Below are 26073 nucleotides of genomic sequence, written 5' to 3' on the forward strand. Positions count from 1 at the left end.
TGACGCGACACGGCAGCGGACACCGCCGCACCCGACGGGAGCGGCGCCGGCTCAGGCCGGCGCCGATTGCGGCGGAGCGTAACAACCTGTTAAAAAGACACCACGACGTGCGCCGACGTAGCATCATGTCGGCCCCGGCCGGGCGGGACGGGTGCGCGACGTGCGCCGCCGCCGCTGCCGCTTTCAACGCGCGACTCCCGCTGATCATGAAAATTGCCATCCTCGACGACTACCAGGACGCCGTCCGCAAGCTGAACTGCTTCGAGATGCTCGCCGAGCACGACGTGAAGGTCTTCAACAACACGGTACGCGGTCTGGGGCAACTCGCGAGCCGCCTGGCGGAAGTCGAGGCGCTCGTGCTGATTCGCGAGCGCACGCCGATTTCGTCGCAACTGCTCGCCAAGCTGCCGAACCTGCGCATGATCAGCCAGACCGGCCGCATCTCGAGCCACATCGACCTCGAAGCGTGTACCGACCGCGGCATCGCGGTGCTCGAAGGCACGGGTTCGCCGGTCGCGCCCGCCGAGCTGACGTGGGCGCTCGTGATGGCCGCCCAGCGCCGCATTCCGCAATACGTCGCGAACCTGAAGCAGGGTGCGTGGCAGCAGTCGGGCCTGAAGACGTCGGCGCTGCCGCCGAACTTCGGCCTCGGCCAGGTGCTGCGCGGCCAGACGCTCGGCATCTGGGGCTACGGCAAGATCGGCCGGCTGGTGGCCGGCTACGGCAAGGCGTTCGGGATGAACGTGCTGATCTGGGGCCGCGAGCATTCGCTCGAGGCCGCGCGCGCCGACGGCTACACGGCCGCCGAGAGCCGCGAAGCGCTGTTCGAGCAGAGCGACGTGCTGTCGCTGCACCTGCGCATGCACGACGACACGCGCGGGATCGTCAAGCAGGAAGACCTGATGCGGATGAAGCCGACATCGCTGCTCGTCAACACGAGCCGTGCCGAGCTGCTCGAGGAAAACGCGCTCGTCAACGCGCTGTCGCACAACCGCCCGGGGATGGTCGCGATCGACGTGTTCGAGAGCGAGCCGATCCTGCAGGGCTACAGCCTGCTGCGGATGGAAAACGTGATCTGCACGCCGCACATCGGCTACGTCGAGCGCGAAAGCTACGAGCTCTATTTCAGCGCCGCGTTCAAGAACATTCTCGCGTTCGACCAGGGCGATATGTCGAGCGTCGTCAATCCGGAAGCGCTGACGCCGCGCCGCGTGCGCTGACCGACTCCGACCGGTGCTGGCCGGCACGGGCCGCGCTCGCCGCGCGGCGCTGCTGCCGGGCTTCCCGCCTTCCCCGCCTTCAGGCGGCCACGCGGCCGCCCGTCATCGCGTCGACGCGCGTGAGGAAATGCTCGCCGTCGCGCCGTCCGAGGTCGTACGCATGCCGCATCTGCGACGGACTCGTGTAATCCCAGCTCGAAATCGGCACCTTGCTCGACGGCTGTACATACAGCCGCCGCTGGTCGCCGTGCGCGACCGTGAACATCTGCGGGCGCGGATACAACCGCGTGACGAGCACCAGCACGTCGCCCGGCGACGCGTCGAGCGCGTCGACCGGCACGTTGTCGACCATCCCGCCGTCGAGCACCGGCCGGCCGCCGCGGCGCAGCACCGGCGTGAACGGCGGCGTGCACGACGACTGCAGGATCAGGTCGGCGAGTTCGTCGACACTCGCGCACGCCTGCGCGCGCACGAACTCGGGCCGGAAACCGAGCGTGCGCCCGAGCGTCGGGTGCAGCGTCTTGCGCAGGTACTTTTCGATGTTGTATGCGACGAGGCCCGCGGCGACCGCGCTGCGCGCGCCGAGCCAGCGCGGCACGTGCGACACGCCGATGCGGATCTCCGGCGCGTCGGCGAGCCGCGCGAACGGCTCGCCGTAGATGTCGAGCAGCGCCTGACGGTAGATCCGGTAATGCGGAAACACCGGCTCGCGGCCGAACAGGTTGCCCCAGTACGCGTTCTTGCGGTTGTGGCGCAGCGCTTCCTCGTAATAGCGCATCACCCACGCGGCGTCGCGTGTATACAGCATGCAGGCGGTCGCCGCGCCGGCCGAGATCCCCGCGATCACGCGCGGGCGCAGGCCGAGCGCCGGCTGCGCGACGTCCCAGAAGCCGGCCTGCCACCAGCAGCGATTGCCGCCGCCCGCGAAGACGATCTGGTCGAACATCACGCCGCTCAGCTGACGAGCGCGTAGGTCGACGTCGCGTGAACGGCCATCTTGCCGTCCTCGTCGAACAGCTCGACTTCGCCGAATACCAGGTTGCGGCCCATTCGCAGCACGCGCGCGGTGACGAGCACGTCGCCCTTGCGCACCGGACGCATGAAGTTCGTGTTCAGCGAGACGGTGGTCATCGGCCGGAACTCGCCGAGCGCGGCCGAGATCGCGACCACCATCGCGGTGTCGGCGGCGGCCGTGAACACCTGGCCGCAGATGACGCCGCCCGAATGACGGAATTCGCCGGAAAACGGCAGGCGCATCGTGACGCTCTCGTCGCCGATCGATACGGGGACCAGACCGAGCGAGCGGACCCACGGGGCCAGCAGGCGATCCAGCAATTCGCGGACTGCGTTTTCGTCCATCTTCGAATGTCCAGAAAACGTTGCGCGACCGCCGCGCAACGGGTGTGGACGTCATCATACCGGGAGCGCGCCAACTGCGATGGCTCATAACCGCGGCGACGGCCGCCGTCGACGCTACGAAATATTTTGAGGAGATTCGCAGAAAGGGCTTGCCAAGTCCGAAATACACGGGCATAATCTTTCTTCTGTTGGGGGCGTTAGCTCAGTTGGTAGAGCAGCGGACTCTTAATCCGTAGGTCGAGTGTTCGAGTCACTCACGCCCCACCAGGAATTCCGAAGGCCGGTCAGCGCAAGCTGACCGGCCTTTTTCCATTTCCGGCGCCGCCCGGCCTCTCCCCCTCCTCGCGACAGGCAATCACATTGATGCCTCGCCCAGATACTTTCCGCTAGAATCGTCCGACAAAATATCACACGACCGGGACGGCGATCGCCGCATCGCCGCCGGCACTGAGAGAGCATGGGACGTCAGACATGGAATCATGTGAACGAGACGCGACCATTCAGAGGGCATGGTCACGCCGACAACGGCACGCACATCGTGTCGCCTCCTTCCCCCGATCGCATCCGGGCCCGTCGCGTGACGCGCACTACGGATCCGGCCATGCCGCGTAAGGACGCGCTCGTCGCACTCGCGCTCGGCGTTGCGCTGCTCGTGGTCGCAGCCATGCTCGCCGTCACCGCGAGCCATGCGGCCGGCGACCTGATCCGCACGCCGGGCACGGTCGTGCGCATCGTGCAGGACAGCGACGCGATGCGTGCATACCGCCCGATCGTCGCCTATTTGGCGAACGACGGCCGCCGCCGCGAAGTCGCCGGCAATACCGCATCGGTGGTCCCGGCCTACGACATCGGCGAAAGCGTGGACGTCCTGGTCGATCCGGCCCATCCGAACCGTCCCGCGCTCATCGACGATTTCACGCAACGCTGGTTGCCCGTCGCGGTGCCGGCGCTGCTTGCAGTCGCATCGCTGGCGATCGGCAGCCTGCTATACGTGAACGCGCGCCGCGGCCGGCAGGCCGACGCGCTGTCTGCGCCGGCCGCCCGCAAAGCGGTCCGGCGCCGCTGGAACATCGCGATCGTGCTGATTCCGATCGCGATCGGCACCGTCTTCCTGGCCGGCGCCGGCGCCGCCGGCCTGCGCCAGTGGCAGATCGCCCGCCATTACGCGCACTCGACCGGCCATGTGGTCGAGATCGCCGAAACCGCCCAGTCGTCCCGCACGCGCACGTCGCTCTATTCGGCGACCATCGCGTTCACGACCGACAGCGGCCGCCCCGTCACGTTCGCGCAAGGCTCGACCTCGTCGCGCCCCGGGCTGTACGAAGGCGAGGTGGTCGACGTGCTGTACGACCCCGTCACGCCCGAGCGTGCGGTCATCGACCGGTTCTGGGACCGGTGGGGGCTCACGGCCATCCTGTTCGCGATCGGCGCGCCGTTCCTCGTCGCCGGACTGTTCGTCGTCGGGGCGCTGTGGCCCGAGCCTCGACCGCACGAACTCGCCGAATGACGAACGCGGAAGAACCGGGCCGTCAACGTCGCGGCCCCGGCTTCACCGCTCCCTGAATGCCTCCACCTTCGCGCGGTTGCCGCACGTGCGCATGTCGCACCAGCGGCGTCCGACGCCGCGGCCGCGATCGACGAAGAACCACGTACAGCGGCCGCACTGCCGCACGCGCGCGAAATCGTCGCCGCGCAGCAGATGCTCGAATCCGAGCGCGGCCGCGTCGATCCATCGCGACTCGGCCCGCGCATCGGGCCGCCACGCGAAGCGGCCGTCGACCGCGTCGAATCTGCTGCGCCCGATCGCGTCGCGAATCGCCTCGGCGAGCCGGTCCGCCGCTCGCGCGCCGGCACTGCCGCCTTCGCCGGCCGTCAGGTGCGCGAGCGCCGCATACGCATCCTCGCGAAAACCGTGCAGCGCAGCGAGTTCGTCCGCGCCGTCCTGCCGCGGATGACGCAGAAACCGCGTCAGGTCGGCCTCCGCCAGCAACCCCGACTTCCCGGCCCAGGCACGCACGGCCGGCCAGTCGACGAGTTTGTCCTCATCGCGCGTCTTGCCCGTGTCGGCCACAGTGTTCAGGAAATCGAGCGCCGGATGGCCGCCGACGAAATCGGCCGCGCACCATGTATGCGCCGGTCGCGCAGGCTCGTGTCGAGTAACCATTTATTTTCACCTATCGGTTTCACATCCGAGTGAACAGGCGTAACCTGTTAACAACCAAAACAGGTTAGCACGGAGGCGCCGATGCTCGAGCTCGCCAATCGCTACGATTTTGAAGGTCACCGGATCGCATGGGGCGCGCTCGGCGAAGGGCCGCCGCTGGTGCTCGTGCACGGGACGCCGTTCTCGTCGCAGGTGTGGCGCCGCATCGCGCCGTGGCTCGCACGGCGTCATCGCGTGTTCTTCTACGACCTGCTCGGCTACGGCCAGTCGGACATGCCCGACACGGACGTCTCGCTCGGCCGGCAGAACGTGCTGTTCGGCGCGCTGCTCGACGAATGGAAACTTTCACGCCCGCGCGTACTCGCGCACGACTACGGCGGCGCAACCGTGCTGCGCGCGCATTTCCTCGACGGCATCGCGTATTCGGACCTGACACTCGTGAACCCCGTCGCGATCGCGCCGCAAGGCTCGCCGTTCGTGCGCCACGTCGCGCAGCACGAAGCCGCGTTCACCGGGCTGCCGGCGTATGCGCATCACGCACTCGTGTCGGCCTATATCGGCAATGCGGTCGCACGGCCGTTGAGCGACGACGTGCTGTCGATCTACCGCTCGCCGTGGCTCACGCCGGCCGGCCAGCCGGCGTTCTATCGGCAGATTGCGCAGATGCGCCAGCGCTATATCGAGGAAGCCGAGGCCCGTTATGCGCCGCCGGACTTTCCGGTGCGCATCGTGTGGGGCGAGGACGACGCGTGGATTCCGCGCGAACAGGGGCAGGCGCTCGCCGATCGCATCGCGGGCGGAAAGCTGATCCGCGTGCCGCGCGCGGGGCACCTGGTCCAGGAGGATGCGCCCGAGGCGATCGTCGCCGCGGTGCTCGACGCACACGGACAGGAATGATCGCCCACGCAGCCGCGTGGCGTGGCAGATCAGAAGGCCGGCACGCCCTGCGCGAGCGTCGCGACGAACTTCGCGGTGCGCGGATCGCGCGGCCGCCCGAACAGCTCGCGCGATGCGCCGGCCTCGACCACGCGGCCATCCGCGAGAAACACCGCATCGTGCGCGACCGACGCGGCCAGGCGCAGGTCGTGCGTGGCCATCAGCATCGTCGTGCCTTCCCGCGCGAGCTGGCGCAGCACTTCGACGACTTCGACGGACAATTCGGGATCGAGCGCTGAGGTCGGCTCGTCGCACAGCAGCACCTGCGGCGACGGCGCGAGCGCGCGTGCGATGGCCACGCGCTGCTGCTGGCCGCCCGACAGCGTCGCGGGCCATGCGTCGGCCTTGTCGGCGATACCGACCTTGTCCAGCAACGCGAGCGCGCGTTCACGCGCCTGCTCGCGCGGCCAGCGCTGCACGGTCACGAGCCCTTCCATCACGTTCTGCACGACGCTCAGGTGCGGAAACAACTGGAAGTTCTGGAACACCATGCCGGTCTGACGGCGCACCGCGAACACGTGATCGCGCGACGGGCGGCGCCCCGCCGCGAAGTCGATGCGGGCGTCGCCGACCGTGAGCGCGCCCGCCTCCGGCACTTCGAGCAGGTTCACGCAGCGCAGCAGCGTGCTCTTGCCGCTGCCGGACGGCCCGATCAACGCGGTCACGCTGCCGGGCTGCAATGCGAGGTCGATGCCGGTCAGCACGCGCTGCGCGCCGAACGATTTGTCGATGCGTTCGAGACGGATCATCGCAACTCCGCGTGGAACAGCGCATGGCGCCCGAAACGCAGCTCGAGGCGACGTTGCAGCGACGAGAGCACCGAGCTGAACAGCAGATAGATCAGCGCGGCTTCGGTATAGAGGATCAGCGGTTCGTAGGTGACCGCCGCGATGCGCTGCGCGGCCTGGAAGATCTCGGGCACGGTCAGCACGGCCGCGAGCGACGTGTCCTTTACCAGCGAGATGAACGAATTCGACAGCGCGGGCAGCGCGACGCGCGCGGCCTGCGGCAGGATCGCGCGGCGCAGCGCCTGCGCGCGCGTCATCGCCATCGAGTACGCGGCTTCCCACTGCCCTTTCGGGATCGATTCGATCACGCCGCGGATCACCTCGGCGTTGTACGCGCCGACGTTCAGCGAGAAGCCGATCACGGCGGCGGTCAGCGGATCGAGCACGATGCCGACGTTCGGCAGTCCGTAGAAGATCACGAACAGCTGCACGAGCAGCGGCGAGCCGCGAAACAGCCAGATGTAGAAACGTATGGCGGCCTGCGCCCAGCGCGGCCCGAACAGGCGCGCGAGCGCCGCGCCGAACGCGAGCAGCAGGCCGATCGCGAACGACGCGAGCGTGAGCGGAACCGTGAACACGAGCCCTGCCACCAGCAGGGGCCGCAGCGATTCCGCCATCAAGTGCAGCCAGGGCGGCATCGGTCAGCCTCGCGTCACGGCTGCGACACGTCGCGGCCGAAGTACTTCTGCGAGATCTTCGCGTAGGTGCCGTCGGCCTTGAGGTCCGCGAGCGCCTTGTCGATCGCCGCCACCAGCGCGGGGCTGCCCTTGCGCAGCAGCACGCCCGATGCATCGCCGGCGCCGCTCGTGTCGGTCGCCGCGATCTTCAGTTTCGCGTCGGGCTTGTGCTTGCGGAAATCGAGGTACGACAGCGAATCGTTGATCGTCGCGTCGACGCGCCCCGCGCTCAGCAGGTCGATCGATTCGTTGAAGCCCTGCACGGGCACCACGTCCGCGCCGTGCGCGGCCGCGAGCTTGCCGAAATTGCTGGTCAGCGTGTTCGCGGATTTCTTGCCCTTCAGGTCGTCGAACGAGCGGATCGACGTGTTGTCCGCGCGCACGATCAGCACCGCGTGGGACGTGATGTACGGCGTCGAGAAATCGTATTTCGCCTTGCGCGCATCGGTAATCGACACTTCGTTGACGACCGCGTCGTAACGGTTCACGTCGAGGCCCGCGATCAGCCCGTCCCACTTGCCTTCGACGAACTCCGCCTTCACGCCGAGCCGTTGCGCGATCGCGCTCGCGATGTCGACGTCGAAGCCGGTCAGCTTGCCCGACGCATCGTGATACGTGAACGGTGCGTACGTGCCTTCGGTGCCGACCCGGAACACGCCGGCCGACTTGATCTGCGCGAGATCGTCGGCCGCCAGCGCGCTCGTGACGGCAGTGGCCTGCAGCAATGCGACGACCAGGATGGAGCGAAGGAATTTCATGGTGCGGACCCCGAACGATGGAAGGGAGTGGACCCGCCGGCCCGAACGGCCGCGCGAGAGGTCCGCGAATTCTACCGACGCGCCGATATCCGGCAAAAACGCAAATCCGCTAACGATATGAGCGCGTCGAATAACGCGCCGGCGAGCCGCCCCCATTCCGCAGACGAAATCCCACGCGATGCAGCGCGGCGATCGTCTGACGAATCGTTACCTGCGGTTACAGAAGCGACACTGCGGTATCACCCATCGGGCATGCGCTACGTACCATGAAGGCAGGTAAAACGATTGCTCGCGGGCCTGGTCCCCGCGGACGGAGTGAACGGCAAATGAGACGCATCCTGTTGTCCAGTGCCCTCGGCATCGCGGCCGCCTGCCTGTCGGCAAGTGCGTTCGCGCGTGCCGACGTCGGCGTGTATTTCGGCGTGCCGGGGCCCGTGATCGAGGCGCCGCCGCCTGTCTACTACGCGCCGCCGCCGCCCGTCGTGTACGAGCCGGCGCCCGTCTATTACGGCCCGTACTACGGCGAATACCGTTACCGCTACTACCGGCACGACAACGGCTGGCATCGCGGCTGGCGTCATCACCATCACGACGACGATTGACCATCGCCTGGCGGCTGTCGCGGCCGCCTCCTGCGATGGGGAAATTGCGCGCGCCGGCCTTCGAGCCGGCGCGTGTGCATCACACACCGCTTACCACGGCAGCGAGTAGGTCTTCGTGTTCGTGAAGCTCTTCATCGCCTCCTGCACGCCTTCCTTGTAGCCGAGGCCCGAATCCTTCACGCCGCCGAACGGCGTCAGTTCGAGCCGGTAGCCCGGCACCTCGCGCACGTTCACGCTGCCGACTTCCAGCTCCGTGATGAAGCGCGTGATGCTGTCGAAGCGGTTCGTGCAGACCGACGACGACAACGCATAGTCGGTGCTGTTCGACATCCGGATCGCCTCGTCGATGTCGCGAAAACGCATGATCGGCGACACGGGCCCGAACGTCTCGTACTTCACGAGCGGCATGTCGGGCGTCACGCGATCGACGACCGTCGGCGAATACAGCGCGCCGTCGCGCACGTTGCCGACCAGCAGCCGCGCACCGCGCGCAATCGCGTCGTTCACCTGCTGCTCGCAAAACTTCGCGGCCGCTTCGTCGATCACGGTGCCCATGTCGACCGACGGATCGGCCGGGTTCCCGTAGGCCCACGCGCGGGTTTTCTCGACGACCAGCTCGGTGAAGCGATCGGCCACCGCCTCGTGCACGAGCATCCGCTTGATCGCGGTGCAGCGCTGCCCCGAGTTCTTGTACGAACCCGACACCGCCAGCGTGCTCGCTTCGTCGAGATCGGCGTCCTCCATCACGATGATCGGATCGTTGCCGCCGAGTTCCAGCACCGCGCGCCGGTAGCCCATCCGCGACGCGATCGACTTGCCGATCGACACGCCGCCGGTGAACGTGATCAGGTCGATCGCCGGATTCGTGATCAGCTCGTCGGCGATCTCCTTCGGGTCGCCGGTGATCACCTGCAGCATCTGCGGCGGCAGGCCGGCTTCATACAGGATGTCCGCGAACAGGTAGCACGACAGCGGCACCTTCTCCGACGGCTTCACGACGATCCGGTTGTTGGTCGCGACCGACGGCACGACCTTGTGCGCGACCTGGTTCATCGGATGGTTGAACGGCGTGATCGCGGAAATCACGCCGAGCAGCGGTTCGCGCTGCGTGTACACGCGGCGCTTCTTGCCGTGCGGCGTCAGATCGCACGAGAAAATCTGCCCGTCGTCCTTCAGCACTTCGCCCGCGCCGAACGTGAGCACGTCGGCCACGCGCCCGGCTTCATACGTCGAATCCTTGATGCACAAGCCGGCCTCGGCCGTGATCAGCGCCGCGATCCCGGCGGTGCGCGCACGCACGATGTCGGCCGCGCGGCGCAGGATCGCCGCGCGTTCGTGGCGCGTGAGCGACGGCCGGTACGCCCGCGCGACCGCGAACGCGCGCCGCACGTCGTCGAGCGTCGCCTTCGGCACGGTGCCGACGAGCGAGCCGTCGTACGGGTTGCGCACTTCGATCACCGCATCGCGCTGAATCCTTTCACCATCGATTCGCAGTGCTTCACGATGAACCGTGCGAACCTCCGTCGATGCTGCAATGGCGTTCATGAGTGTCTCCTGGCGGATGCGTCCGCGTCACTGCAGATGGTTGAGCGCGATGTCGATGATGTCGAAGTTGCGCAGCCGCGCCCGGCCCGCGACGTCGGTCGCGACCGGCTTGCTGAAGATCAGCGGCACGATCTGCTCGGAGATCCCGCCGTGCGAGCGCAGCGGCACGTCGAGGCCCGACAGGTCGTGCTTGATGCGGCGCGTGCCGAGCACGACGTCCTGCTTCGAGATCACGATCAGGTCGCCCATCCGCTCGGGCGGCAGCTCGAAGCGCGCGCAGCCTTCCGCGCCCGTCAGCACGACCTCGATGCCGTCCACCGCCGCGAGCCGCGCGCGCAGCGCGTCGGGATCGGCGTCGTCCGGCACGTAGACGGTCGCGAACGAGCCGAGCGCGCCGTGGTGCACGACGTACGGATCGGTGATCGGCAGGATCACGCGCGCCGCGTCGTGGCCGAGCCAGTCGTCGAACAGCTCCTGCAGATAGATCACGTTCGGCTCGCCGGTCTCGCCGTCGTGCTTCGCGTTCATCCCGTGGTCGGCCGTGATCGCGACGATCGCGCCGAGTTCGTCGAGCCGCTTCAGGTACGCGTCCATCATCTGGTAGAACGCGTTCGCGCCGTCGGTGCCGGGCGCGCACTTGTGCTGCACGTAGTCGGTCGTCGACAGGTACATCAGGTCGATCGGGCGCGTCTCGAGCAGGCGCACGCCGGCCGCGAACACGAACTCCGACAGGTCCGCGCTGTACACGCTCGGCACCGGCTTGCCGACCAGCTCGAGCACGTTGTCGATGCCGTTTTCCTCGAGGCTCGCCTCGTCCGCTTTCTCCGACGAGAAGCAGATGCCCTTGAGCCCCTTGCCGAGCAGGCGGCGCAGCTTGTCCTTCGCGGTGACGACCGCGACGCGCGCGCCCTGTTCCGCGAAGGTCGCGAGCACGGTGGGCGCGACCAGGTACTTCGGATCGTTCATCAGCACCTCGGCGCCGGTGTCGCGATCGTAGAAGTAGTTGCCGCTTATCCCGTGGATCGCCGGCGGCACGCCGGTAACAATCGACAGGTTGTTCGGGTTCGTGAAGCTCGGCACCACGCACTCGCCCTTGAGCGCCGTGCCCGGCTTCAGCAGCGTGCGCAGGAACGGCGCGACGCCGGCCTCGGCCGCCATCTCGAGATACTCATAGGCGCAGCCGTCGACGCAGACCACCACCACGGGGCGGCGCATCCAGTTGTAGCGGCGGCCGTTCACTTCCACGGATACAGGCGTTTCAGTCATGACGTTCAGTCCTTTCGGTTCGAAGGGGTTGAGCTGTCGGCGCCCGCGCCGCGCCGAGGAGGTGTTTTCCATGCTTGACATTAAAATTGATGATTTGTAGATTGTCAACAACATGCAGAGAACAGAAAGCAAAAGACGGAAACACGAGGCAGTACGAAGAGGGCTGGTCTCCACTCATCCGCCGCAGCCCGCGGCGCCACGGTCAAGGGGTCTTAAGATGAACGAAGTGCCGGTACAGAAGCGTTTCAATGCATGGGCGACGGGCGCGGCGCGCGTCGCGCTGGCCGCCGCGGTCGCGCTCGGCGCGGCGCAGGCGGCGCATGCGAAGACGTCGCTGCTCGTCTACACCGCGCTGGAGGACGAGGCGATGAAGCCCTACAAGGACGCCTTCGAGAAAGCGAACCCCGACATCGAGATCCGCTGGGTGCGCGACTCGACCGGCTCGGTCACCGCGAAGCTGCTCGCGGAGAAGAACAACCCGCGCGCGGACGTCATCCTCGGCCTCGCCGCGTCGAGCCTCACGCTGCTCGACCTGCAGGGGATGCTGATGCCGTATGCGCCGAAGGGCTTCGACCAGCTCACGCGCAAGTACAGCGACGCGAACACGCCGCCGCACTGGGTCGGCATGGACGTGTGGGGCGCGACGATCTGCTACAACCGCGTCGCCGCGCAGGCGAAGAACATCCCGAAGCCGACGTCGTGGGAAGACCTGACGAAGCCGGTCTACAAAGGCGCGATCGTGATGCCGAGCCCCGTTTCGTCGGGCACCGGCTATCTCGACGTCACCGCGTGGCTGCAGACCTTCGGCGACGACAAGGGATGGAAGTTCATGGACGCGCTCGACAAGAACGTCGCGCAGTACGTGCATTCGGGCTCGAAGCCGTGCACGCTCGCCGGCACCGGCGAATTCCCGATCGGCATCTCGTTCGAGTTCCGCGGTCATGAACTGCAGGCGCAGGGCGCGCCGATCGATCTCGTGTTCCCGAAGGAAGGGCTCGGCTGGGACATGGAAGGCACCGCGATCATGAAGACGACCAGGCAGCCCGACGCCGCGAAGAAGCTCGCGGACTTCATGGCGAGCAAGGACGCGAACCAGATCACCGCGCGCTGGTGGGCGATCGTCGCGTACCCGGGCGTCGCGCGCAAGCTCGCCGGCATCCCCGACAACTATGCGGACCTGCTCGTGAAGAACGACTTCGTGTGGTCGGCGAAGAACCGTCAGTCGATCCTCGATACCTGGCAGAAGCGCTACGGGGCAAAAGCGCAGCAATGACGCGGCGCTAACGCCGCACCAGGCAGCGGGGCCGCGACACGCGCCGCCCCGCCTCCCTTCCGATCGTCGTATCCGGCCCGCGTCCGGGCCGCCCGCAGCGTGGAGGCGTGCATGGCACCCTATCTGAGCGTAGAACGCATCGAAAAGCGGTACAACGACACACAGGTCCTCACCGACATCAACCTGAGCGTGATGAAGGGCGAGATGATCTGCTTCCTGGGGCCGTCCGGCTGCGGGAAAACCACGCTGCTGCGGATCATCGCGGGGCTCGAGGCGCAAAGCGCCGGCCACATCATGCAGGACGGCCGCGACATCTCGCGGCTGCCGCCGCAACTGCGCGACTACGGGATCGTGTTCCAGTCATACGCGCTGTTTCCGAACCTCACCGTCTTCGACAACGTCGCGTACGGGCTCGTGAACCGCAGGATGAAGCGCGACGCGATCCACGAGCGCGTGCATACGCTGCTCGCGCTGGTCGGCCTGCCCGACAGTCATCGCAAGCATCCCGGTCAATTGTCCGGCGGCCAGCAGCAGCGCATCGCACTCGCGCGCGCGCTCGCGACGTCGCCCGGCCTGCTGCTGCTCGACGAGCCGCTGTCGGCACTCGATGCGCGCGTGCGCGTGCGGCTGCGCCAGGAGATCCGCGCGCTGCAGCAGCGGCTCGGCGTGACGACGATCATGGTCACGCACGACCAGGAAGAGGCGCTGTCGATGGCCGACCGCATCGTCGTGATGAATCACGGCGTGATCGAGCAGATCGGCACGCCGCTCGAAATCTACCGGCAGCCCGCGTCGCCGTTCGTCGCGGACTTCATCGGCCGCGTCAACACGATCCCCGCCGAAGTCGCGCAGGACGGCACGCTGCGCGCGGGCGGCGTCGGCTTCGACTGCCGGCATGGCGCGACCCGGCCGGCCCAGGGCGCGGCCGTGTCGGTCTACGTGCGGCCCGAGGATCTGCGCATCCGCATTCCGGGCGAGACGGCCGACAACGTGCTGGCCGGCCGCGTCGAGAAGCTCGAGTTCCTCGGCGCGTTCTGTCGCGTGAGCTTCCGCATCGACGGGCTCGACGGCCAGGAGATCGTCGCCGACCTGTCGTATCACGACGTCGACCGCACCGGCGTGCAGGCCGGCGCGCGCATCGACCTCGCGCTCGATCGCGAGCATGTCCGCGTGTTCCCGAGCGCGAAGGAGCGACTGCAATGAGCGCCGTCCTCACCGAACGCCGCCGCGGCGCGGCCGCCTCCGCCGACGTGCGGCAGCTCACGCACTGGCACGACCGCATCGCGCAGCTCGCGCTCGTCGCGATGGCCGCGCTGATGTCGCTGTTCCTGCTGCTGCCGCTCGCGCTCGTCGTGCAGAAATGCTTCGTCGATACGGACGGCCGTTTCGTCGGCACACACAACTTCGTCGAGTATCTCGAGGACAGCGGCATGCTGCGCTCGATGCTCCATTCGCTGACCGTTGGCGCGCTCGTCACGTCGATCGTCGTGCCGATGGCGTTCACGTTCGCGTATGCGCTGACGCGCTCGTGCATGCCGCTGAAGAACGCCGCACGCACGATCGCGCTCTTGCCGCTGCTCGCGCCGACGCTGCTGTCCGCCGTGTCGTTCATCTACTGGTTCGGCAACGCGGGGCTGCTCAAGCCGCTGCTGCACGGTCACTCGATCTACGGACTGCCGGGCATCGTGCTGAGCATGGTGTACGCATCGTTCCCGCACGTGCTGATGATCCTCGTCACCGCGCTGTCGCTCGCGGACGGCCGGCTCTACGAAGCCGCCGACGCGATGGGCACGAGCCGCGTGCGAAAGTTCTTCACGATCACGCTGCCGGGCGCGAAGTACGGGCTGATCAGCGCGACGATGGTGGCCTTCACGATGTGCATCAACGACTTCGGCGTGCCGGTCGTGATCGGCGGCTCGTACAACGTGCTGTCGACCGACATCTACAAGCTGATCATCGGGCTGCAGGACTTCAACCGCAGCGCGGTCGTGAGCCTGATGCTGCTGTGCCCGGCGCTCGTCGCGTTCGGTGTCGACTTCTTCATTCGCCGCCGCCAGCAGTCGCAGCTCGGCGCGCGCTCGACGCCGTACCAGCCGAAGCCGTCGCGCGGCTTCGACGCCGCGATGCTCGCATACTGCGCGCTGGTGTGCGCGTTCTTCATCGCGGTGGTCGGCATCTCGGTGTTCGCGTCGTTCGTGAAGTTCTGGCCGTACCAGATGAGCGTCGGGCTGCAGCACTACGAGATGGGGCTGATCGGGGCCGGCATCTTCGATGCGTACAAGAACAGCCTGCGGATGGCCGCGACCGTCGCGCTCGGCGGCACGATCGTCGTGTTCGGCGGCGCCTACCTGATCGAGAAAACCCGCGGCGCGCGCTGGCTGCGCGGCTTCATCAGCCTGTGCGCGATCCTGCCGATGGGCGTGCCGGGCCTCGTGCTCGGCATCAGCTACATCTTCCTGTTCAACGCGCCCGGCAATCCGCTGAACGGGCTGTACGGGTCGCTGTGGCTGCTCGCGATCGTCACGGTCGTCCACTACTACGCGTCGAGCCACCTGACCGCCGTCACCGCGCTGCGGCAGATCGACAGCGAGTTCGAGGCCGTGTCCGCGTCGCTGAAGGTGCCGTTCTACAAGACCTTCCTGCGCGTGACCGTGCCCGTGTGCCTGCCGGCGATCCTGCTGATCGCGCGCTACCTGTTCGTCAACGGGATGACGACGGTCTCCGCCGTCGCGTTCCTGTACTCGCCGGACACGCAGCCCGCCTCCGTCGCGATCCTGAACCTCGACGACGCGGGCCAGATGGGCCCGGCCGCCGCGATGGCGACGCTCGTGCTCGCGACCTCGTCGTTCGCGTGCGTGCTGTTCGCCTGCATCTCGCACCGCCTGTTGCGCCGCACGCAGGCCTGGCGCACCCCGCACCGCCGCTGATCCGTTCGCCGCATTCACGTGACGTCCCGACTTCACCAAGGAGACACCATGACGCTCGCCACCCAGCCCATCCTGCTCACCCCCGGCCCGCTGACGACCTCGGAGCGCACGCGCGACGCGATGCTGCGCGACTGGGGTTCGTGGGACAGCGACTTCAACGCGATCACCGCGCGGCTGCGCGAACGGCTGCTGCAGATCGTGCACGGCGAAGGCACGCACGAATGCGTGCCGCTGCAGGGTAGCGGCACGTTCTCGGTCGAGGCGGCGATCGGCACGCTCGTGCCGCGTGATGGCCACGTGCTGGTGCCGAACAACGGCGCGTACTGCCAGCGCCTCGCGAAGATCTGCCGCGTGCTCGGCCGCAAGCTCACGACGATCGACTACAGCGAGGACCGCCGCGTCGATCCGGCCGACGTCGAGCGCGCGCTCGCCGGCGATCCGACCATCACGCACGTCGCGCTCGTGCACTGCGAAACCGGCGCCGGCGTGCTGAACCCGCTGCACGAAGTCGCGCAGGTCGTCGCGAAACACGGCCGCGGGCTGATCGTCGACGCGATGAGCTCGTTCGGCGCGATCGACATCGATGCGCGCACGACGCCGTTCGACGCGGTGATCGCCGCGTCCGGCAAGTGTCTCGAAGGCGTGCCTGGGCTCGGCTTCGTGATCGCGAAGCGCACCGCGCTCGAACGCTGCGAAGGCAACAGCCATTCGCTCGCGATGGACCTGTACGACCAGTGGGTCTACATGCAGCGCACGACGCAATGGCGCTTCACGCCGCCGACGCACGTGGTCGCGGCGCTCGATGCGGCCGTCGCGCAATACGTCGACGAAGGCGGGCTCGCCGCGCGCGGCGGCCGCTACCAGCGCAACACGCGCGCGCTGATCGACGGGATGCGCGCGCTCGGCTTCCGGCCGTTCCTCGATCCGGCGATCCAGGCGCCGATCATCGTCACGTTCCATGCGCCGGACGATCCGAACTATGACTTCAAGCGGTTTTATCAGGAGGTCAAAAAGCGCGGCTACATTCTGTATCCGGGCAAGCTGACCGAAGTCGATACGTTCCGCGTCGGCTGCATCGGCCACTTCGGCGAGGCCGGCATTCCGGGCGCGGTCGCCGCGATCGCCGACACGCTGAAGGCGATGGGCGTGCGGCGCGTGTCGGCCGAAGCGGCGGCCTGACGCGATGCATCCGGCCGCACCGCGGCGCGCGGCCGGTCGCCGTGCGGTGCGGTGCCGCTGGTTCGTTTTCGTTTCGCGTTTTACCGCCGTGTGCGGCACGGCAATTCTCTCGACCCTAACCGGCACGACATTCGATGCGACCCTTCTGGATCGAACAAGCACTGTTCAACGACGGCGATCTCGCCCCCGCGCTGCAGGGCGCGATAAAGGCCGACGTCTGCATCGTCGGCGGCGGCTTCACGGGGCTCTGGACCGCGATCCAGGCGAAGCAGCAGAACCCGGCGCTCGACATCGCGATACTCGAGGCCGACCTGTGCGGCGCCGGCGCGAGCGGGCGCAACGGCGGGTGCCTGCTCACGTGGTCGGCCAAATTCCTGACGCTGCGGCGCCTGTTCGGCGAAGCGGAGGCGATCCGGCTCGTGAAGGCGTCGGAGGCGGCCGTCCAGCACATCGCCGACTTCTGTCGCACGCATCGCATCGATGCCGAACTGCGGCTCGACGGCACGCTGTACACCGCGACGTCGCGCGCGCAGGTCGGCACGCTCGCGCCGGTGCTCGACGCGCTCGCCGCGTGCGGCATCCACAGCTACGAGCCGCTGCCGGCCGCTGAAGTCGCGCGCCGCTCGGGCTCCGCCCGCAATCTCGACGGCGTGTATTCGCCGATCGCCGCGACCGTGCATCCGGGCAAGCTCGTGCGCGGGCTGCGCCGCGTCGCGCTCGAGATGGGGATCCGGATCTACGAGCGCACGCCGCTCGTCGACTTCACGCCGGGGCAGCCGGCCGTCGTACGGACGCCGTCCGGCAGCGTGCGCGCCGGCAAGCTGGTGTTCGCGATCAACGCGTGGATGGCGAGCCGCTTCCCGCAGTTCGAGCGCACGATCGCGGTCGTGTCGAGCGACATGGTCATCACCGAGAAATGCCCGGAACTGCTGGAACGGACCGGGCTCGTCGACGGCGTGTCGGTGCTCGATTCGCGGATCTTCGTGTACTACTACCGCACGACCGCCGACGGCCGGCTGATGCTCGGCAAGGGCGGCAACACGTTCTCGTGGCGCAGCCGCATCGCGCCGGTGTTCGACCGGCGCTCGCCGTACGAGGCGCAGCTCATGCAGAGCCTGCGCGAATTCTTTCCTTCGCTCGCGGGCGTGCCGGTGACCGCGAGCTGGAACGGCCCGTCGGACCGTTCGGTGACGGGCTTCCCGTTCTTCGGCCGCCTCGATGGCGCGCCGAACGTGTTCTACGGCTTCGGCTATTCAGGCAACGGCGTCGGGCCGACCTACATGGGCGGACAGATCCTGTCGTCGCTGGTGCTCGGGCTCGATAACGCGTGGACGCGCAGCCCGATCGTGCGCGGCCCGCTCGGCCATTTCCCGCCGGAGCCGATCCGCTATGTGGGCGCGCACGTGGTGCGCAATGCGATTCGTCGCAAGGAGCGTGCGGAGGATGAGAGCCGGCGGCCGGCGATGGTCGACACGTGGCTCGCGAAGTTCGCGAGCGCGGCGGGGAAGGCGGACAAGGCGTGATGGCGGGCGCCATGCAATAAAGGGGCAAGTAACGCACGGCGCTCGTGAGCGTTGCGGCATCGCCGATTTTATCGAAACGCGTGTATCGCCTCACCAGATCGCGAACACGCGAAGTCCTTCGATAGAACAAGTCAAATCACCAGCGTGGTGTCTTCTCTGGAACAGGCAGCGCTGCATGCAAGTAACTGCATGACGATAGGACGCGTCCTGCCGCACAACTGCTCCATCTCTTCGGGTCCACGATTCAAACATGCCGCTATCGGGTTCGATGGAGTCGTACGAGCAGAAAACGTTCGAAGCGGGACGTAGCATCGATAGCGTCTTGAATTATCTGCATTGCCAACAAATCGGGATGCAACGCGATACCATCGACTCCCTCATCAACTCGCCCGACGACATCCGAAGAAATGACACGGTTTCTTCTATTGCCCGCACTCATCGTGATGATCAGCGCATGCTCCAAACACATAGATGAAAAATGGATGGCGCTTCAAGACATGCCTGCCTTCGCCGAGCCGAATGACGATCGAACCCAGCCCGTCTTTACGATCAGGAAAGGCGAATCCTGCGTGCCATTGACGGATCGCGCCGCAAAAATTTACGCCTACACACAGGTGAGCTGCGAGACTGGCACCGGCTGGGTCCTGGACGATCTCTTCGATAAACGGAGCGGCAAATGATCAACGCGCCGACGATCACCACCATCGGCCCGGATCTCGTCACCTTCGGCGGACACTGAACCGGTCAGGCCCGCGGAACATCACGCACCACAAGTAGCCGCGCCAGCGATGCAAAAAACAAAAGGCGCTGACCGATCGGTTCAGCGCCCTGTCGCCATCGACGCGCGGGGTGAAACCCGCGCCGCACCCGCTCACGCGCCGGCTTTCTCCCGCGCCGCCTTCCCCGCCGCGGGCAACCCCTGCTCGTGCGTGCGGCGCATCCGCGCGAGGCCGTGCGCGACATGCTCGCGCACCAGTGCGACCGCCTTCTCCTCGTCGCCGCTCGCGAGCGCCTGCACGATCTTGTCGTGCTCGGCCGCCGACACCGCGATCGCATCCTCCTCGGCCTCGATTGCGGCCTGGCGCAGCAGCCCGAGCTGGCGCACGAGCCGGCGATAGGTGTCGGTGAGATGCGTATTGCCGACGCCGACCACCATCGCGTCGTGGAACTGCACGTTCAGCTCGGTATAGCGCGTGACGTCATGCGTCTTCGCGGCATCCTTCATCGACTGGATGATGCCCTTCAGCACCTTCAGCGTGTCGGGCGAAATGCGTTTCGCGAGCGCGCGCGCGACCGACTCGTCGAGCATCGCGCGCACTTCGTAGATCTCTTCGGCCTCGCGCAGCGGCACGACGCGCACCGTCACGCCGCGATTCTTCTCGTTGCGCAGCAGCCCGGCCTGCTCGAGCGCGCGGAATGCTTCGCGCACGGGGCCGCGCGACACGTTCAGCTTGGTCGCGATATCGACTTCGTTGAGCTTCTCGCCCGGTGCATATTCGCCGGACACGATCGCGCGCTCGAGCATGTCCTGGACAATCATCGCGAGCGACTGGCTTTGCAGGAGTTCGATGGCGTTGAGCGCGTTCGGGGCAGTCATGGTCGGGCAGGCAGCGACGCTGCGGAAGAAAAACGAGGGCGCCATGTCGGCGAATGATCGTTATATACCCTCAGCCTGATATATTGTCAACAGTTTTCAGTTTCCAAAAACCGGTTCCGCGTGCCGGAATGCGACCGGCACGCGGCAGCGTGCGGCCGGCATGAGCACGCCGGACCGCACGATGCGGGCGTGCCGTCAGGCCGGCTGCTTCACCGGCCCCGGGTCGCTCTGGCTCGGCCGCCCCGTCTCGACGTGGCCCGCGAAGCGGCGCACGACCTTGTCGTCGCCACCGCGCAACGTGGTCGCGGTGATCGTCAGATCGTACCAGCCGTGGCTCGACGACAGCTCGAAGTGATCCTCGATGCGCTCGCCCGGCTCCAGCGTGTAGCTGCGTGCATGCGCATGGCTGTACGCGTTGTCGACGACCACGCGGCACGCCGCGCCGCCGCTGTTGCGCAGCTGCAGGTACACGTGGCGGTTGCGCACGTCGTAGCCGACCTTCGCTTCCGGGTTCGCGTGGCGGCCGTCCGCGGCCAGCCGCGTGTTGCCCTGGAATTCGCACAGATAGCCGTTCGGGCCATACGCGGCGAGATGGTAGTCGCCGCGCGCGGCCGACGTGCTCCAGGTATCGGCGAAGCGGTCGTGCGAGGACACCGCGTAACGGCGCGGCGGCGTCGCCGGATTGCGGCGGTCGTACACGTAGAATGCGGCGCCCGCGTCACCCGAGTTCGCGAAATCGAGCGACACGCTGTCGTCGCGGCCGTTCACGCGGGCATGCACGAACAGCTCGTACGGCAGCGCCCGCGCCGGACGCGTGCCGGGCTCCTGCGCCGGCATCGACTGCTGCGCGGGCACCTGGTACGCGTGGCCGGCCGTCTGGATGTGCTGCGGCACCGTGAAGCTCACCGTGCGCGTATCGGGTCGCGCGGAGAAATCGAATGCCGACGTGAGGTCGCCGCAGACCGAGCGGCGCCACGCGCTGATGTTCGGCTCCTGCACGCCGAAGCGCGCTTCGAGGAAACGCAGCACCGACGTGTGGTCGAACGTCTCCGAGCAGACCCAGCCGCCCTTCGTCCACGGCGAGATGATGATCAGCGGCACGCGCGGCCCGAGGCCGATCGGCTGGATGCCGCCCGGGTCCGCACCCGGCACGAGAGGGCTCATCTCGCCCGGGTACTTGTTCAGGTCGAGCAGTTCGTCGCCGAGGTTCGACAGCAGATTCGACGACACGATGCCCTGGCCGCCCACGCCGCTCGTGACCGGCGGCACCGGCGGCACGACGTGGTCGAACAGCCCGTCGTTTTCGTCGTAATTGAGGATGAACACCGTCTTCGCCCACACCTCCGGGTTCGACGTCAGCGCCTCGAGCACCATGTTGATGTAGAACGCGCCGTCGGTCGGCGACGCCTGCGGGTGTTCGCTGTACTTGTACGGCGACACGATCCACGACACCTGCGGCAGCCGGTTCGCCTGCACGTCGGCCTTCAGCTCGGCGAGCGTGTGGTCCGACGCGCCCTTGTCGACCAGCGGGCCGCTCGCGCCTTCCTTCACCTGGAAGCGCTTGAAGAACATCAGCGAGTTGTCGGTGTAGTTGTCGGTTGGGTCGCCCGGGATGCCCGTGCCGCCCTGGTACAGCTTCCAGCTGATCTTCGCGTTCTCGAGGCGTTCCGCGTAGGTCGTCCACGTGTAGCCGTTCGTGTTGTTGCGCTCGCCGATGCCGGGGCCGTTCGGCTGCGTGCCGTACACGTTGCGCGAATCGATCGTGCCGGTCCACAGGTAGATGCGGTTCGGCGCCGTGTCGGCGTGCGCGGAGCAGAAGTACGAATCGCAGATCGTGAACGCGTCGGCGAGCGCGTAGTGGTACGTGAGGTCCTGGCGCTTCAGGTAGCCCATCGTCAGCACGTCCTGCTTCTGGTTCACCCACTGGTCCCACTGGCCGTTGTTCCAGGACAGGTGGCCGCTGCTCCAGCCGTGGTTGGTGCCCGGCTGGAATTCGGTCGTCTGCTTCGGGTCGAGATAGAACGGCAGCACGTACGGCGCGGACGGGTCGAGCCCGCGCGAGTGGTAGTTCTTCGTGAACACCGACGCCGGCGGCTGCTGCCACACCGGCGCGCCGTTCGGCAGCAGGTGCGGGCGCGGGTCGTTGAAGCCGCGCACGCCGCGCAGCCCGCCGAAGTAATGGTCGAACGAGCGGTTTTCCTGCATGAAGATCACGACGTGTTCGACGTCGCGGATCGTGCCGGTGCGATAGGCGGCCGGCATCGCGAGCGCCTTGCGGATCGCCGGCGGGAAGCCGGCGTAGGCGGCCATCGCGCCGGCCGACTGGGCGGCGAGGCGCAGGAAATCGCGTCGATTGGTGGCGGACATGAAGAGGATCCTGTGGGTCGGTAAGGGTGGCGCCGGTCGAGCGGGGCCGGCGGTCGGTGCGTTGCCGCTATTACTCCGCACCGGCATGTCCCGGCCGTGACCGGTTCCAGCAGGTTTCTTGCGGTCACCCCCAGCTTTTTTTCGAAGCGGCGCACGACGCACCTTTCACGTGGCAGACACACGCATGCGCTACGCTGACGCGCGATGAAGAGGGGGGAGAAGCCGAGTCGTGTTCGATCAGCTGAAGGCGTTCCACGCGACCGTCCGGCAGGGCAGCATCACGCGCGCCGCGCGCCACCTGGGCGTCAGCCAGCCGACGATCGCCGCGCAGATCCGGCAGGTCGAGCAGCTGTACGGCGTCGAGCTGTTCTATCGCAGCGGCCGCAAGCTCGAGGTCACCGAGACCGGCATCGAGCTGCTGCCGCTCGTCGAGAAGATGATCGCGCTCGAGGCGCAGGCCGACATCATGCTGCGCAACGTCGGCGGCCTGTTCGAAGGCCACCTGCGGATCGGCGCGACCGGGCCGTACTACATCATGGACGCGGTCGGCCGCTTCTCGCACGCGCATCCGTCGATCGCGCTCACGTGCCGGATCGGCAATTCCGAGGAAATCCTGCAGGCGCTGCACGAGTTCCGCATCGACCTCGCGGTGTCGTCGCAGCGCAATGACGCGGACGGCCTCGAACGCAAGGTGATCTCGACCGATCCGCTCGTGCTCGTCGTGCATCGCGACCATCCGCTCGCACGCTTCGACGCGATCGACGCCGCGCAGCTCGCCGACGTGCGGCTCCTGATTCGCGAGGAAGGGTCGGTCACGCGTCGCTGCACGGAGACGATCCTCGCGGCGGCCGGGGTCGCGGCCACGTCGGTCGCCGAGATCGGCAGCCGCGAAGCGATCCGCGAGGCGATCCTGCATGGCGTGGGCGGAAGCCTGTTTCCGCGCGGCGAGGCCGAGCGTCACCCGGACCTGCGCGTCGTCGCGCTGCGCGGCGTCGACACGACGATCGACGAATACGTGTACTACCTGAAGGCGCGCCGCCAAAGCCCGGCGATCGATGCGTTCCTCGCGTGCATCGTACCGGCGCAGTCCGCGACCCGCGACGCAACGCACGCGACGCGGCCGGTGAACGCGCGCTGAGCCGCCGCGCGTTCGTCGGCTTCGCGTCTTTCCCTTCGCGCTTCCCGGCGATTTTCCGGGCGCGTTTCCCGCGTTGTTCCCGCGTTGTTCCCGCGTTGTTCCTGCGTTGTTCCTGCGTTGTTCCCGCGCCTTCCGTCGTTGCGTTCCTCGTGCCTTCCTTGCCGCTTCCCGCCGCGCGTCACTTCGGCAGCGCGGGGATCATCCACGTCAGCACGTGCTGCTGCAGGAACACGAGCACGCCGAGCAGCAGCGTGAGGATCACGCTGTGCCAGAAGGTGCGCGCGAACACGATGCCTTCCTGCCCCTTCAGGTCGGTCGTCGAGACGCCCGTCGCGATGTTCTGCGGCGAGATCATCTTGCCCATCACGCCACCCGACGAGTTGGTCGCGGCCATCAGTACCGGATCGAGGCCGAGCTGCCGCGCGGCGACCACCTGCAGGTTGCCGAACAGCGCATTGCCGGACGTGTCGCTGCCGGACAGGAACACCGCGATCCAGCCGAGCGACGCCGACACGAGCGGGAACAGCGCACCGGTCGACGCGACACCGGTGCCGAGCGTGTAGCTGATTCCCGAGTAGTTCAGCAGGTACGCGAGCCCGACGATCATCATCACCGTGATGATCGCGATCCACGTCTGCCGCCACGTCTTGACCACGCATTCGAGGAACGCGCCGGCGCCGGTGCGCGTCAGCACGGCCGTGATGATCGCCGACAGGAGGATCGCGGTGCCGGTGCCGAGCGGCTGGAAGTCCCAGATCGCCGCATACGGCTTGTGGTACAGCGACACGAAGACCGCGTTGTGCAGGCCCGGCCACTTGATCTTCACGTCGCCGATCGCCGCGATGTTCGCGTGCACCCAGACGATCACGACCACCGACACGACGATCCACGGCAGCCAGCCGCCGAAGCCCGCGCGCGCGGCGCCGGCCGTCGCGGGCACGCTGCGCGCGAGCGCGTATTGCGGGTCGGGCTGCGGCTTCCACACCTGCAGGAAGCCGATCGTGACGATCAGCGACGTGAGCGACGACAGCACGTCGGTGAGCTGGTAGCCGAGGAAGTTCGACGTGACGAACTGCGCGATCGCGAAGCTCGCCCCCGACACGAGCAGCGCGGGCCACAGTTTCGAGATCGAGCGCAGGCCGCCGTACGCGCCGACCACGTAGAACGGCAGCAGCAGCGCGAAGAACGGCAGTTGCCGGCCGACCATCGCGCCGAGCGTCGCGGGCGGCAGCGACGTGACCGCGCCGAGCACGGTGATCGGCACGCCGAGCGCGCCGAACGCGACTGGCGCCGTGTTGAACAGCAGCGTGTAGGTGAGCGCTTCGAGCGCGGGGAAGCCGAGCGCGATCAGGAGTGCGCTGGTGATCGCGACCGGCGTGCCGAACCCGGAGATCCCTTCGAGCAGGCAGCCGAAAGAGAACGCGACGACGAGCAGCACGAGGCGGCGGTCGTCGGGCAGGTGGTCGAGCATCCACTGCCGGAACTGGTCGAAGCGGCCCGACTTCACCGCGATGTTGTACAGCAGCAAGGCGTTGAACACGATCCACATCACCGGCACGACCGCGAGCGCCATGCCGGCGCCGACCGCGTTGAACGCGAGGCCGGCCGGCATGCCCCACGCGCCGATCGCGACCGCGAGGCCGGTGACGAGGCCGGCGAGCGACGCCTGCCATGCCGGCCGGCGCAGCACGCCGAGCGCGATCAGCGCGACTGCGATCGGGATCACCGCGACGAGGAACGACAGGAACAGCGAGTTGGCGACGGGCGTCAACGGCTGCGCAAACAGGATGCCGGGCGGCAGGGTTGCGGTGGGATTCATCGTGTCTCGTGTCTCCGTGTCGACAGGAGTTAGCGCTTTAGCGCTTACTCCTGTCCCATGCTTCGCGGTCGACAGGCGTTAGCGCTTTAGCGCTTACTCCTGTCCCATGCTTCGCGGTCGACAGGCGTTAGCGCTTTAGCGCTTGCTCCTGTCCCATGCTTCGCGGTCGACAGACGTTAGCGCTTTAGCGCTTGCTCCTGTCCCATGCTTCGCGGTCGACAAGCGTTAGCGCTTTAGCGCTTGCCCCGGCCCCGTATCAAACGTGCGTTCCACGACGGCGAAGATCACCCGACGCTTGCGCATGCAACCATGCCGCAGCGCCGACCGATCGGTCGCTTAAAAAAGGTTAGGAGGCGCATCGCGCTTGCACAAGGAGGGCAAGCCCGATGCGCGCGGCGTCGACACACGGAATCCGCCGCACGCTGAACGGCGGCTGGCGCCGCACTGACACGCACGCCAGCAAGCCGCCGGCGCAATGTTGCTCAGGCGACAAAGGTGACTGACGGCACGCGGGGTGTTTCGTTTGGCGTCCGAAGCCTAGACTGGCTGCATCGATTCCGCCCGCGCCGACGCAGGCACGGTGCCGGACACCTCACGGAGCAAACACGATGAAGACCATGAAACTTGCGGCGTGCGCATTCCTGCTGATCGGCTCGACTGTCGCCGCCCAGGCCCAGGCCGCGTCGACGCTGACGCGCGCGCAAGTTCGCCAGGAACTCGCGGAACTGCAGGCCGCCGGCTACCGGCCGAGTCTCGCCAGCAGCCCGGACTTTCCGCAAAACATGCAGGCGGTCATGCAGCGCGCCGCGCAGGCGCGCGGCGACGCGGCCGGCTACGGCAGCAACGGCCATGCGAATGTGGAATCAGGAAAACCGGCACTGCCGCACGTGGTCGATCGCGACACGTACGCGCATCACTGAAGCGGACGAAACCGG

The 26073-nt window shown here is 67.4% G+C and carries 23 protein-coding genes and 1 tRNA gene; 13 read left to right on the plus strand and 11 right to left on the minus strand.

Annotated elements, in window-relative coordinates; genetic code table 11:
* The first annotated feature begins 206 nt into the window (after positions 1–206).
* Positions 207–1220, plus strand: coding sequence for a D-2-hydroxyacid dehydrogenase family protein (locus U4Z64_RS06000; protein ID WP_044847344.1), 1014 nt, complete (start codon positions 207–209; stop codon positions 1218–1220).
* Between the two features lie 79 nt (positions 1221–1299).
* Here U4Z64_RS06000 and U4Z64_RS06005 read toward each other — a convergent pair whose 3' ends face one another.
* Both U4Z64_RS06005 and U4Z64_RS06010 read right to left on the minus strand, forming a co-directional pair.
* Entirely contained in the window at positions 1300–2166 is an 867-nt protein-coding gene (locus tag U4Z64_RS06005) for a patatin-like phospholipase family protein (RefSeq protein ID WP_044847343.1), read from the minus strand.
* Between the two features lie 8 nt (positions 2167–2174).
* A complete protein-coding gene (locus tag U4Z64_RS06010; RefSeq protein ID WP_321819454.1) occupies positions 2175–2579 on the minus strand; it encodes a PaaI family thioesterase in 405 nt (134 codons plus the stop codon).
* A 191-nt stretch (positions 2580–2770) separates the two neighbouring features.
* Here U4Z64_RS06010 and U4Z64_RS06015 point away from each other — a divergent pair.
* Both U4Z64_RS06015 and U4Z64_RS06020 read left to right on the plus strand, forming a co-directional pair.
* A tRNA-Lys gene (locus tag U4Z64_RS06015) sits at positions 2771–2846 on the plus strand.
* Between the two features lie 190 nt (positions 2847–3036).
* A complete protein-coding gene (locus tag U4Z64_RS06020; RefSeq protein WP_321802696.1) occupies positions 3037–4086 on the plus strand; it encodes a DUF3592 domain-containing protein in 1050 nt (349 codons plus the stop codon).
* Positions 4087–4128: 42 nt separating this feature from the next.
* On the opposite strand, the gene U4Z64_RS06025 is transcribed toward U4Z64_RS06020, so the two are convergent.
* Positions 4129–4743 carry a CGNR zinc finger domain-containing protein gene (locus U4Z64_RS06025; RefSeq protein ID WP_321819455.1) on the minus strand — a complete coding sequence of 205 codons (615 nt, stop codon included), beginning with the start codon at positions 4741–4743 and terminating at the stop codon, positions 4129–4131.
* Between the two features lie 81 nt (positions 4744–4824).
* On the opposite strand from U4Z64_RS06025, the gene U4Z64_RS06030 reads away from it, so the two are divergent.
* The gene (locus tag U4Z64_RS06030) at positions 4825–5640 is read left to right on the plus strand and encodes an alpha/beta hydrolase (protein ID WP_321819456.1); all 816 of its coding nucleotides are present in this window, start codon (positions 4825–4827) and stop codon (positions 5638–5640) included.
* Between the two features lie 29 nt (positions 5641–5669).
* On the opposite strand, the gene U4Z64_RS06035 is transcribed toward U4Z64_RS06030, so the two are convergent.
* Genes U4Z64_RS06035 through U4Z64_RS06045 form a run of 3 tightly spaced genes read right to left on the minus strand, consistent with a single transcriptional unit; the run spans position 5670 to position 7902 of the window.
* The gene (locus U4Z64_RS06035) at positions 5670–6428 is read right to left on the minus strand and encodes an amino acid ABC transporter ATP-binding protein (RefSeq protein WP_124486713.1); all 759 of its coding nucleotides are present in this window, start codon (positions 6426–6428) and stop codon (positions 5670–5672) included.
* Positions 6425–7105: an amino acid ABC transporter permease gene (locus U4Z64_RS06040; RefSeq protein WP_044847337.1), complete on the minus strand. Its 681-nt coding sequence runs from the start codon at positions 7103–7105 to the stop codon at positions 6425–6427. The genes U4Z64_RS06035 and U4Z64_RS06040 overlap by 4 nt, the downstream gene beginning before the upstream one ends.
* Positions 7106–7119: 14 nt before the next feature.
* The gene (locus U4Z64_RS06045) at positions 7120–7902 is read right to left on the minus strand and encodes an amino acid ABC transporter substrate-binding protein (RefSeq protein WP_257773938.1); all 783 of its coding nucleotides are present in this window, start codon (positions 7900–7902) and stop codon (positions 7120–7122) included.
* 326 nt (positions 7903–8228) lie between these two features.
* Between U4Z64_RS06045 and U4Z64_RS06050 the strand changes: the two genes are divergently transcribed.
* A complete protein-coding gene (locus U4Z64_RS06050; RefSeq protein ID WP_321819457.1) occupies positions 8229–8504 on the plus strand; it encodes a hypothetical protein in 276 nt (91 codons plus the stop codon).
* A gap of 90 nt (positions 8505–8594) precedes the next feature.
* Here U4Z64_RS06050 and phnY read toward each other — a convergent pair whose 3' ends face one another.
* Complete coding sequence (gene phnY, locus U4Z64_RS06055) at positions 8595–10049, minus strand: phosphonoacetaldehyde dehydrogenase (RefSeq protein ID WP_124486716.1); 1455 nt, start codon at positions 10047–10049, stop codon at positions 8595–8597.
* A 27-nt stretch (positions 10050–10076) separates the two neighbouring features.
* Positions 10077–11315, minus strand: coding sequence for a phosphonoacetate hydrolase (phnA, locus tag U4Z64_RS06060; protein ID WP_124520568.1), 1239 nt, complete (start codon positions 11313–11315; stop codon positions 10077–10079).
* A 217-nt stretch (positions 11316–11532) separates the two neighbouring features.
* Here phnA and U4Z64_RS06065 point away from each other — a divergent pair, with 217 nt between their 5' ends.
* The 6 genes from U4Z64_RS06065 (at position 11533) to U4Z64_RS06090 (ending at position 18897) form a co-directional block, all read left to right on the plus strand.
* Complete coding sequence (locus U4Z64_RS06065; protein WP_321819458.1) at positions 11533–12588, plus strand: putative 2-aminoethylphosphonate ABC transporter substrate-binding protein; 1056 nt, start codon at positions 11533–11535, stop codon at positions 12586–12588.
* A 111-nt stretch (positions 12589–12699) separates the two neighbouring features.
* A complete protein-coding gene (locus U4Z64_RS06070) occupies positions 12700–13791 on the plus strand; it encodes a putative 2-aminoethylphosphonate ABC transporter ATP-binding protein (RefSeq protein WP_321802683.1) in 1092 nt (363 codons plus the stop codon).
* Positions 13788–15515: a putative 2-aminoethylphosphonate ABC transporter permease subunit gene (locus U4Z64_RS06075; RefSeq protein ID WP_321819459.1), complete on the plus strand. Its 1728-nt coding sequence runs from the start codon at positions 13788–13790 to the stop codon at positions 15513–15515. Before U4Z64_RS06070 ends, U4Z64_RS06075 begins: the two co-directional genes overlap by 4 nt.
* A 48-nt stretch (positions 15516–15563) precedes the next feature.
* A complete protein-coding gene (locus U4Z64_RS06080) occupies positions 15564–16694 on the plus strand; it encodes a 2-aminoethylphosphonate--pyruvate transaminase (RefSeq protein ID WP_321810963.1) in 1131 nt (376 codons plus the stop codon).
* Between the two features lie 134 nt (positions 16695–16828).
* Positions 16829–18217: an FAD-dependent oxidoreductase gene (locus U4Z64_RS06085; protein ID WP_321819460.1), complete on the plus strand. Its 1389-nt coding sequence runs from the start codon at positions 16829–16831 to the stop codon at positions 18215–18217.
* 407 nt (positions 18218–18624) lie between these two features.
* The gene (locus U4Z64_RS06090) at positions 18625–18897 is read left to right on the plus strand and encodes a hypothetical protein (RefSeq protein WP_321819461.1); all 273 of its coding nucleotides are present in this window, start codon (positions 18625–18627) and stop codon (positions 18895–18897) included.
* Between the two features lie 191 nt (positions 18898–19088).
* Here U4Z64_RS06090 and U4Z64_RS06095 read toward each other — a convergent pair whose 3' ends face one another.
* On the minus strand, positions 19089–19814 hold the full coding sequence (locus U4Z64_RS06095) for a phosphonate utilization associated transcriptional regulator (protein ID WP_044847361.1): 726 nt from the start codon (positions 19812–19814) through the stop codon (positions 19089–19091).
* A gap of 195 nt (positions 19815–20009) precedes the next feature.
* Complete coding sequence (locus tag U4Z64_RS06100; RefSeq protein ID WP_321819462.1) at positions 20010–22181, minus strand: phosphocholine-specific phospholipase C; 2172 nt, start codon at positions 22179–22181, stop codon at positions 20010–20012.
* 229 nt (positions 22182–22410) lie between these two features.
* Here U4Z64_RS06100 and U4Z64_RS06105 point away from each other — a divergent pair, with 229 nt between their 5' ends.
* Positions 22411–23319 carry a LysR family transcriptional regulator gene (locus U4Z64_RS06105; protein WP_124520576.1) on the plus strand — a complete coding sequence of 303 codons (909 nt, stop codon included), beginning with the start codon at positions 22411–22413 and terminating at the stop codon, positions 23317–23319.
* Between the two features lie 178 nt (positions 23320–23497).
* On the opposite strand, the gene U4Z64_RS06110 is transcribed toward U4Z64_RS06105, so the two are convergent.
* Positions 23498–25138 carry an L-lactate permease gene (locus U4Z64_RS06110; RefSeq protein WP_124486726.1) on the minus strand — a complete coding sequence of 547 codons (1641 nt, stop codon included), beginning with the start codon at positions 25136–25138 and terminating at the stop codon, positions 23498–23500.
* Between the two features lie 608 nt (positions 25139–25746).
* Here U4Z64_RS06110 and U4Z64_RS06115 point away from each other — a divergent pair.
* Entirely contained in the window at positions 25747–26058 is a 312-nt protein-coding gene (locus tag U4Z64_RS06115) for a DUF4148 domain-containing protein (RefSeq protein WP_321819463.1), read from the plus strand.
* The last annotated feature ends 15 nt before the right edge of the window (positions 26059–26073 follow it).

It is taken from the genome of Burkholderia sp. BCC1996 (assembly GCF_905339955.1).
Taxonomy (GTDB): domain Bacteria; phylum Pseudomonadota; class Gammaproteobacteria; order Burkholderiales; family Burkholderiaceae; genus Burkholderia.

What these genes read in the sequence shown, in the direction of transcription:
- U4Z64_RS06075 (WP_321819459.1), top strand. Translation starts at nt 13,788, where the DNA reads ATGAGCGCCGTCCTCACCGAACGCCGCCGCGGCGCGGCCGCCTCCGCC.
- U4Z64_RS06020 (WP_321802696.1), top strand. Translation starts at nt 3,037, where the DNA reads ATGGGACGTCAGACATGGAATCATGTGAACGAGACGCGACCATTCAGA.
- U4Z64_RS06045 (WP_257773938.1), bottom strand. Translation starts at nt 7,902, where the DNA reads ATGAAATTCCTTCGCTCCATCCTGGTCGTCGCATTGCTGCAGGCCACT.
- U4Z64_RS06035 (WP_124486713.1), bottom strand. Translation starts at nt 6,428, where the DNA reads ATGATCCGTCTCGAACGCATCGACAAATCGTTCGGCGCGCAGCGCGTG.
- U4Z64_RS06090 (WP_321819461.1), top strand. Translation starts at nt 18,625, where the DNA reads ATGACACGGTTTCTTCTATTGCCCGCACTCATCGTGATGATCAGCGCA.
- U4Z64_RS06040 (WP_044847337.1), bottom strand. Translation starts at nt 7,105, where the DNA reads ATGCCGCCCTGGCTGCACTTGATGGCGGAATCGCTGCGGCCCCTGCTG.
- U4Z64_RS06030 (WP_321819456.1), top strand. Translation starts at nt 4,825, where the DNA reads ATGCTCGAGCTCGCCAATCGCTACGATTTTGAAGGTCACCGGATCGCA.
- U4Z64_RS06100 (WP_321819462.1), bottom strand. Translation starts at nt 22,181, where the DNA reads ATGTCCGCCACCAATCGACGCGATTTCCTGCGCCTCGCCGCCCAGTCG.
- U4Z64_RS06085 (WP_321819460.1), top strand. Translation starts at nt 16,829, where the DNA reads ATGCGACCCTTCTGGATCGAACAAGCACTGTTCAACGACGGCGATCTC.
- U4Z64_RS06115 (WP_321819463.1), top strand. Translation starts at nt 25,747, where the DNA reads ATGAAGACCATGAAACTTGCGGCGTGCGCATTCCTGCTGATCGGCTCG.
- U4Z64_RS06000 (WP_044847344.1), top strand. Translation starts at nt 207, where the DNA reads ATGAAAATTGCCATCCTCGACGACTACCAGGACGCCGTCCGCAAGCTG.
- U4Z64_RS06095 (WP_044847361.1), bottom strand. Translation starts at nt 19,814, where the DNA reads ATGACTGCCCCGAACGCGCTCAACGCCATCGAACTCCTGCAAAGCCAG.
- U4Z64_RS06110 (WP_124486726.1), bottom strand. Translation starts at nt 25,138, where the DNA reads ATGAATCCCACCGCAACCCTGCCGCCCGGCATCCTGTTTGCGCAGCCG.
- phnY (WP_124486716.1), bottom strand. Translation starts at nt 10,049, where the DNA reads ATGAACGCCATTGCAGCATCGACGGAGGTTCGCACGGTTCATCGTGAA.
- U4Z64_RS06010 (WP_321819454.1), bottom strand. Translation starts at nt 2,579, where the DNA reads ATGGACGAAAACGCAGTCCGCGAATTGCTGGATCGCCTGCTGGCCCCG.
- U4Z64_RS06005 (WP_044847343.1), bottom strand. Translation starts at nt 2,166, where the DNA reads ATGTTCGACCAGATCGTCTTCGCGGGCGGCGGCAATCGCTGCTGGTGG.
- U4Z64_RS06070 (WP_321802683.1), top strand. Translation starts at nt 12,700, where the DNA reads ATGGCACCCTATCTGAGCGTAGAACGCATCGAAAAGCGGTACAACGAC.
- U4Z64_RS06050 (WP_321819457.1), top strand. Translation starts at nt 8,229, where the DNA reads ATGAGACGCATCCTGTTGTCCAGTGCCCTCGGCATCGCGGCCGCCTGC.
- U4Z64_RS06080 (WP_321810963.1), top strand. Translation starts at nt 15,564, where the DNA reads ATGACGCTCGCCACCCAGCCCATCCTGCTCACCCCCGGCCCGCTGACG.
- U4Z64_RS06025 (WP_321819455.1), bottom strand. Translation starts at nt 4,743, where the DNA reads ATGGTTACTCGACACGAGCCTGCGCGACCGGCGCATACATGGTGCGCG.
- phnA (WP_124520568.1), bottom strand. Translation starts at nt 11,315, where the DNA reads ATGACTGAAACGCCTGTATCCGTGGAAGTGAACGGCCGCCGCTACAAC.
- U4Z64_RS06065 (WP_321819458.1), top strand. Translation starts at nt 11,533, where the DNA reads ATGAACGAAGTGCCGGTACAGAAGCGTTTCAATGCATGGGCGACGGGC.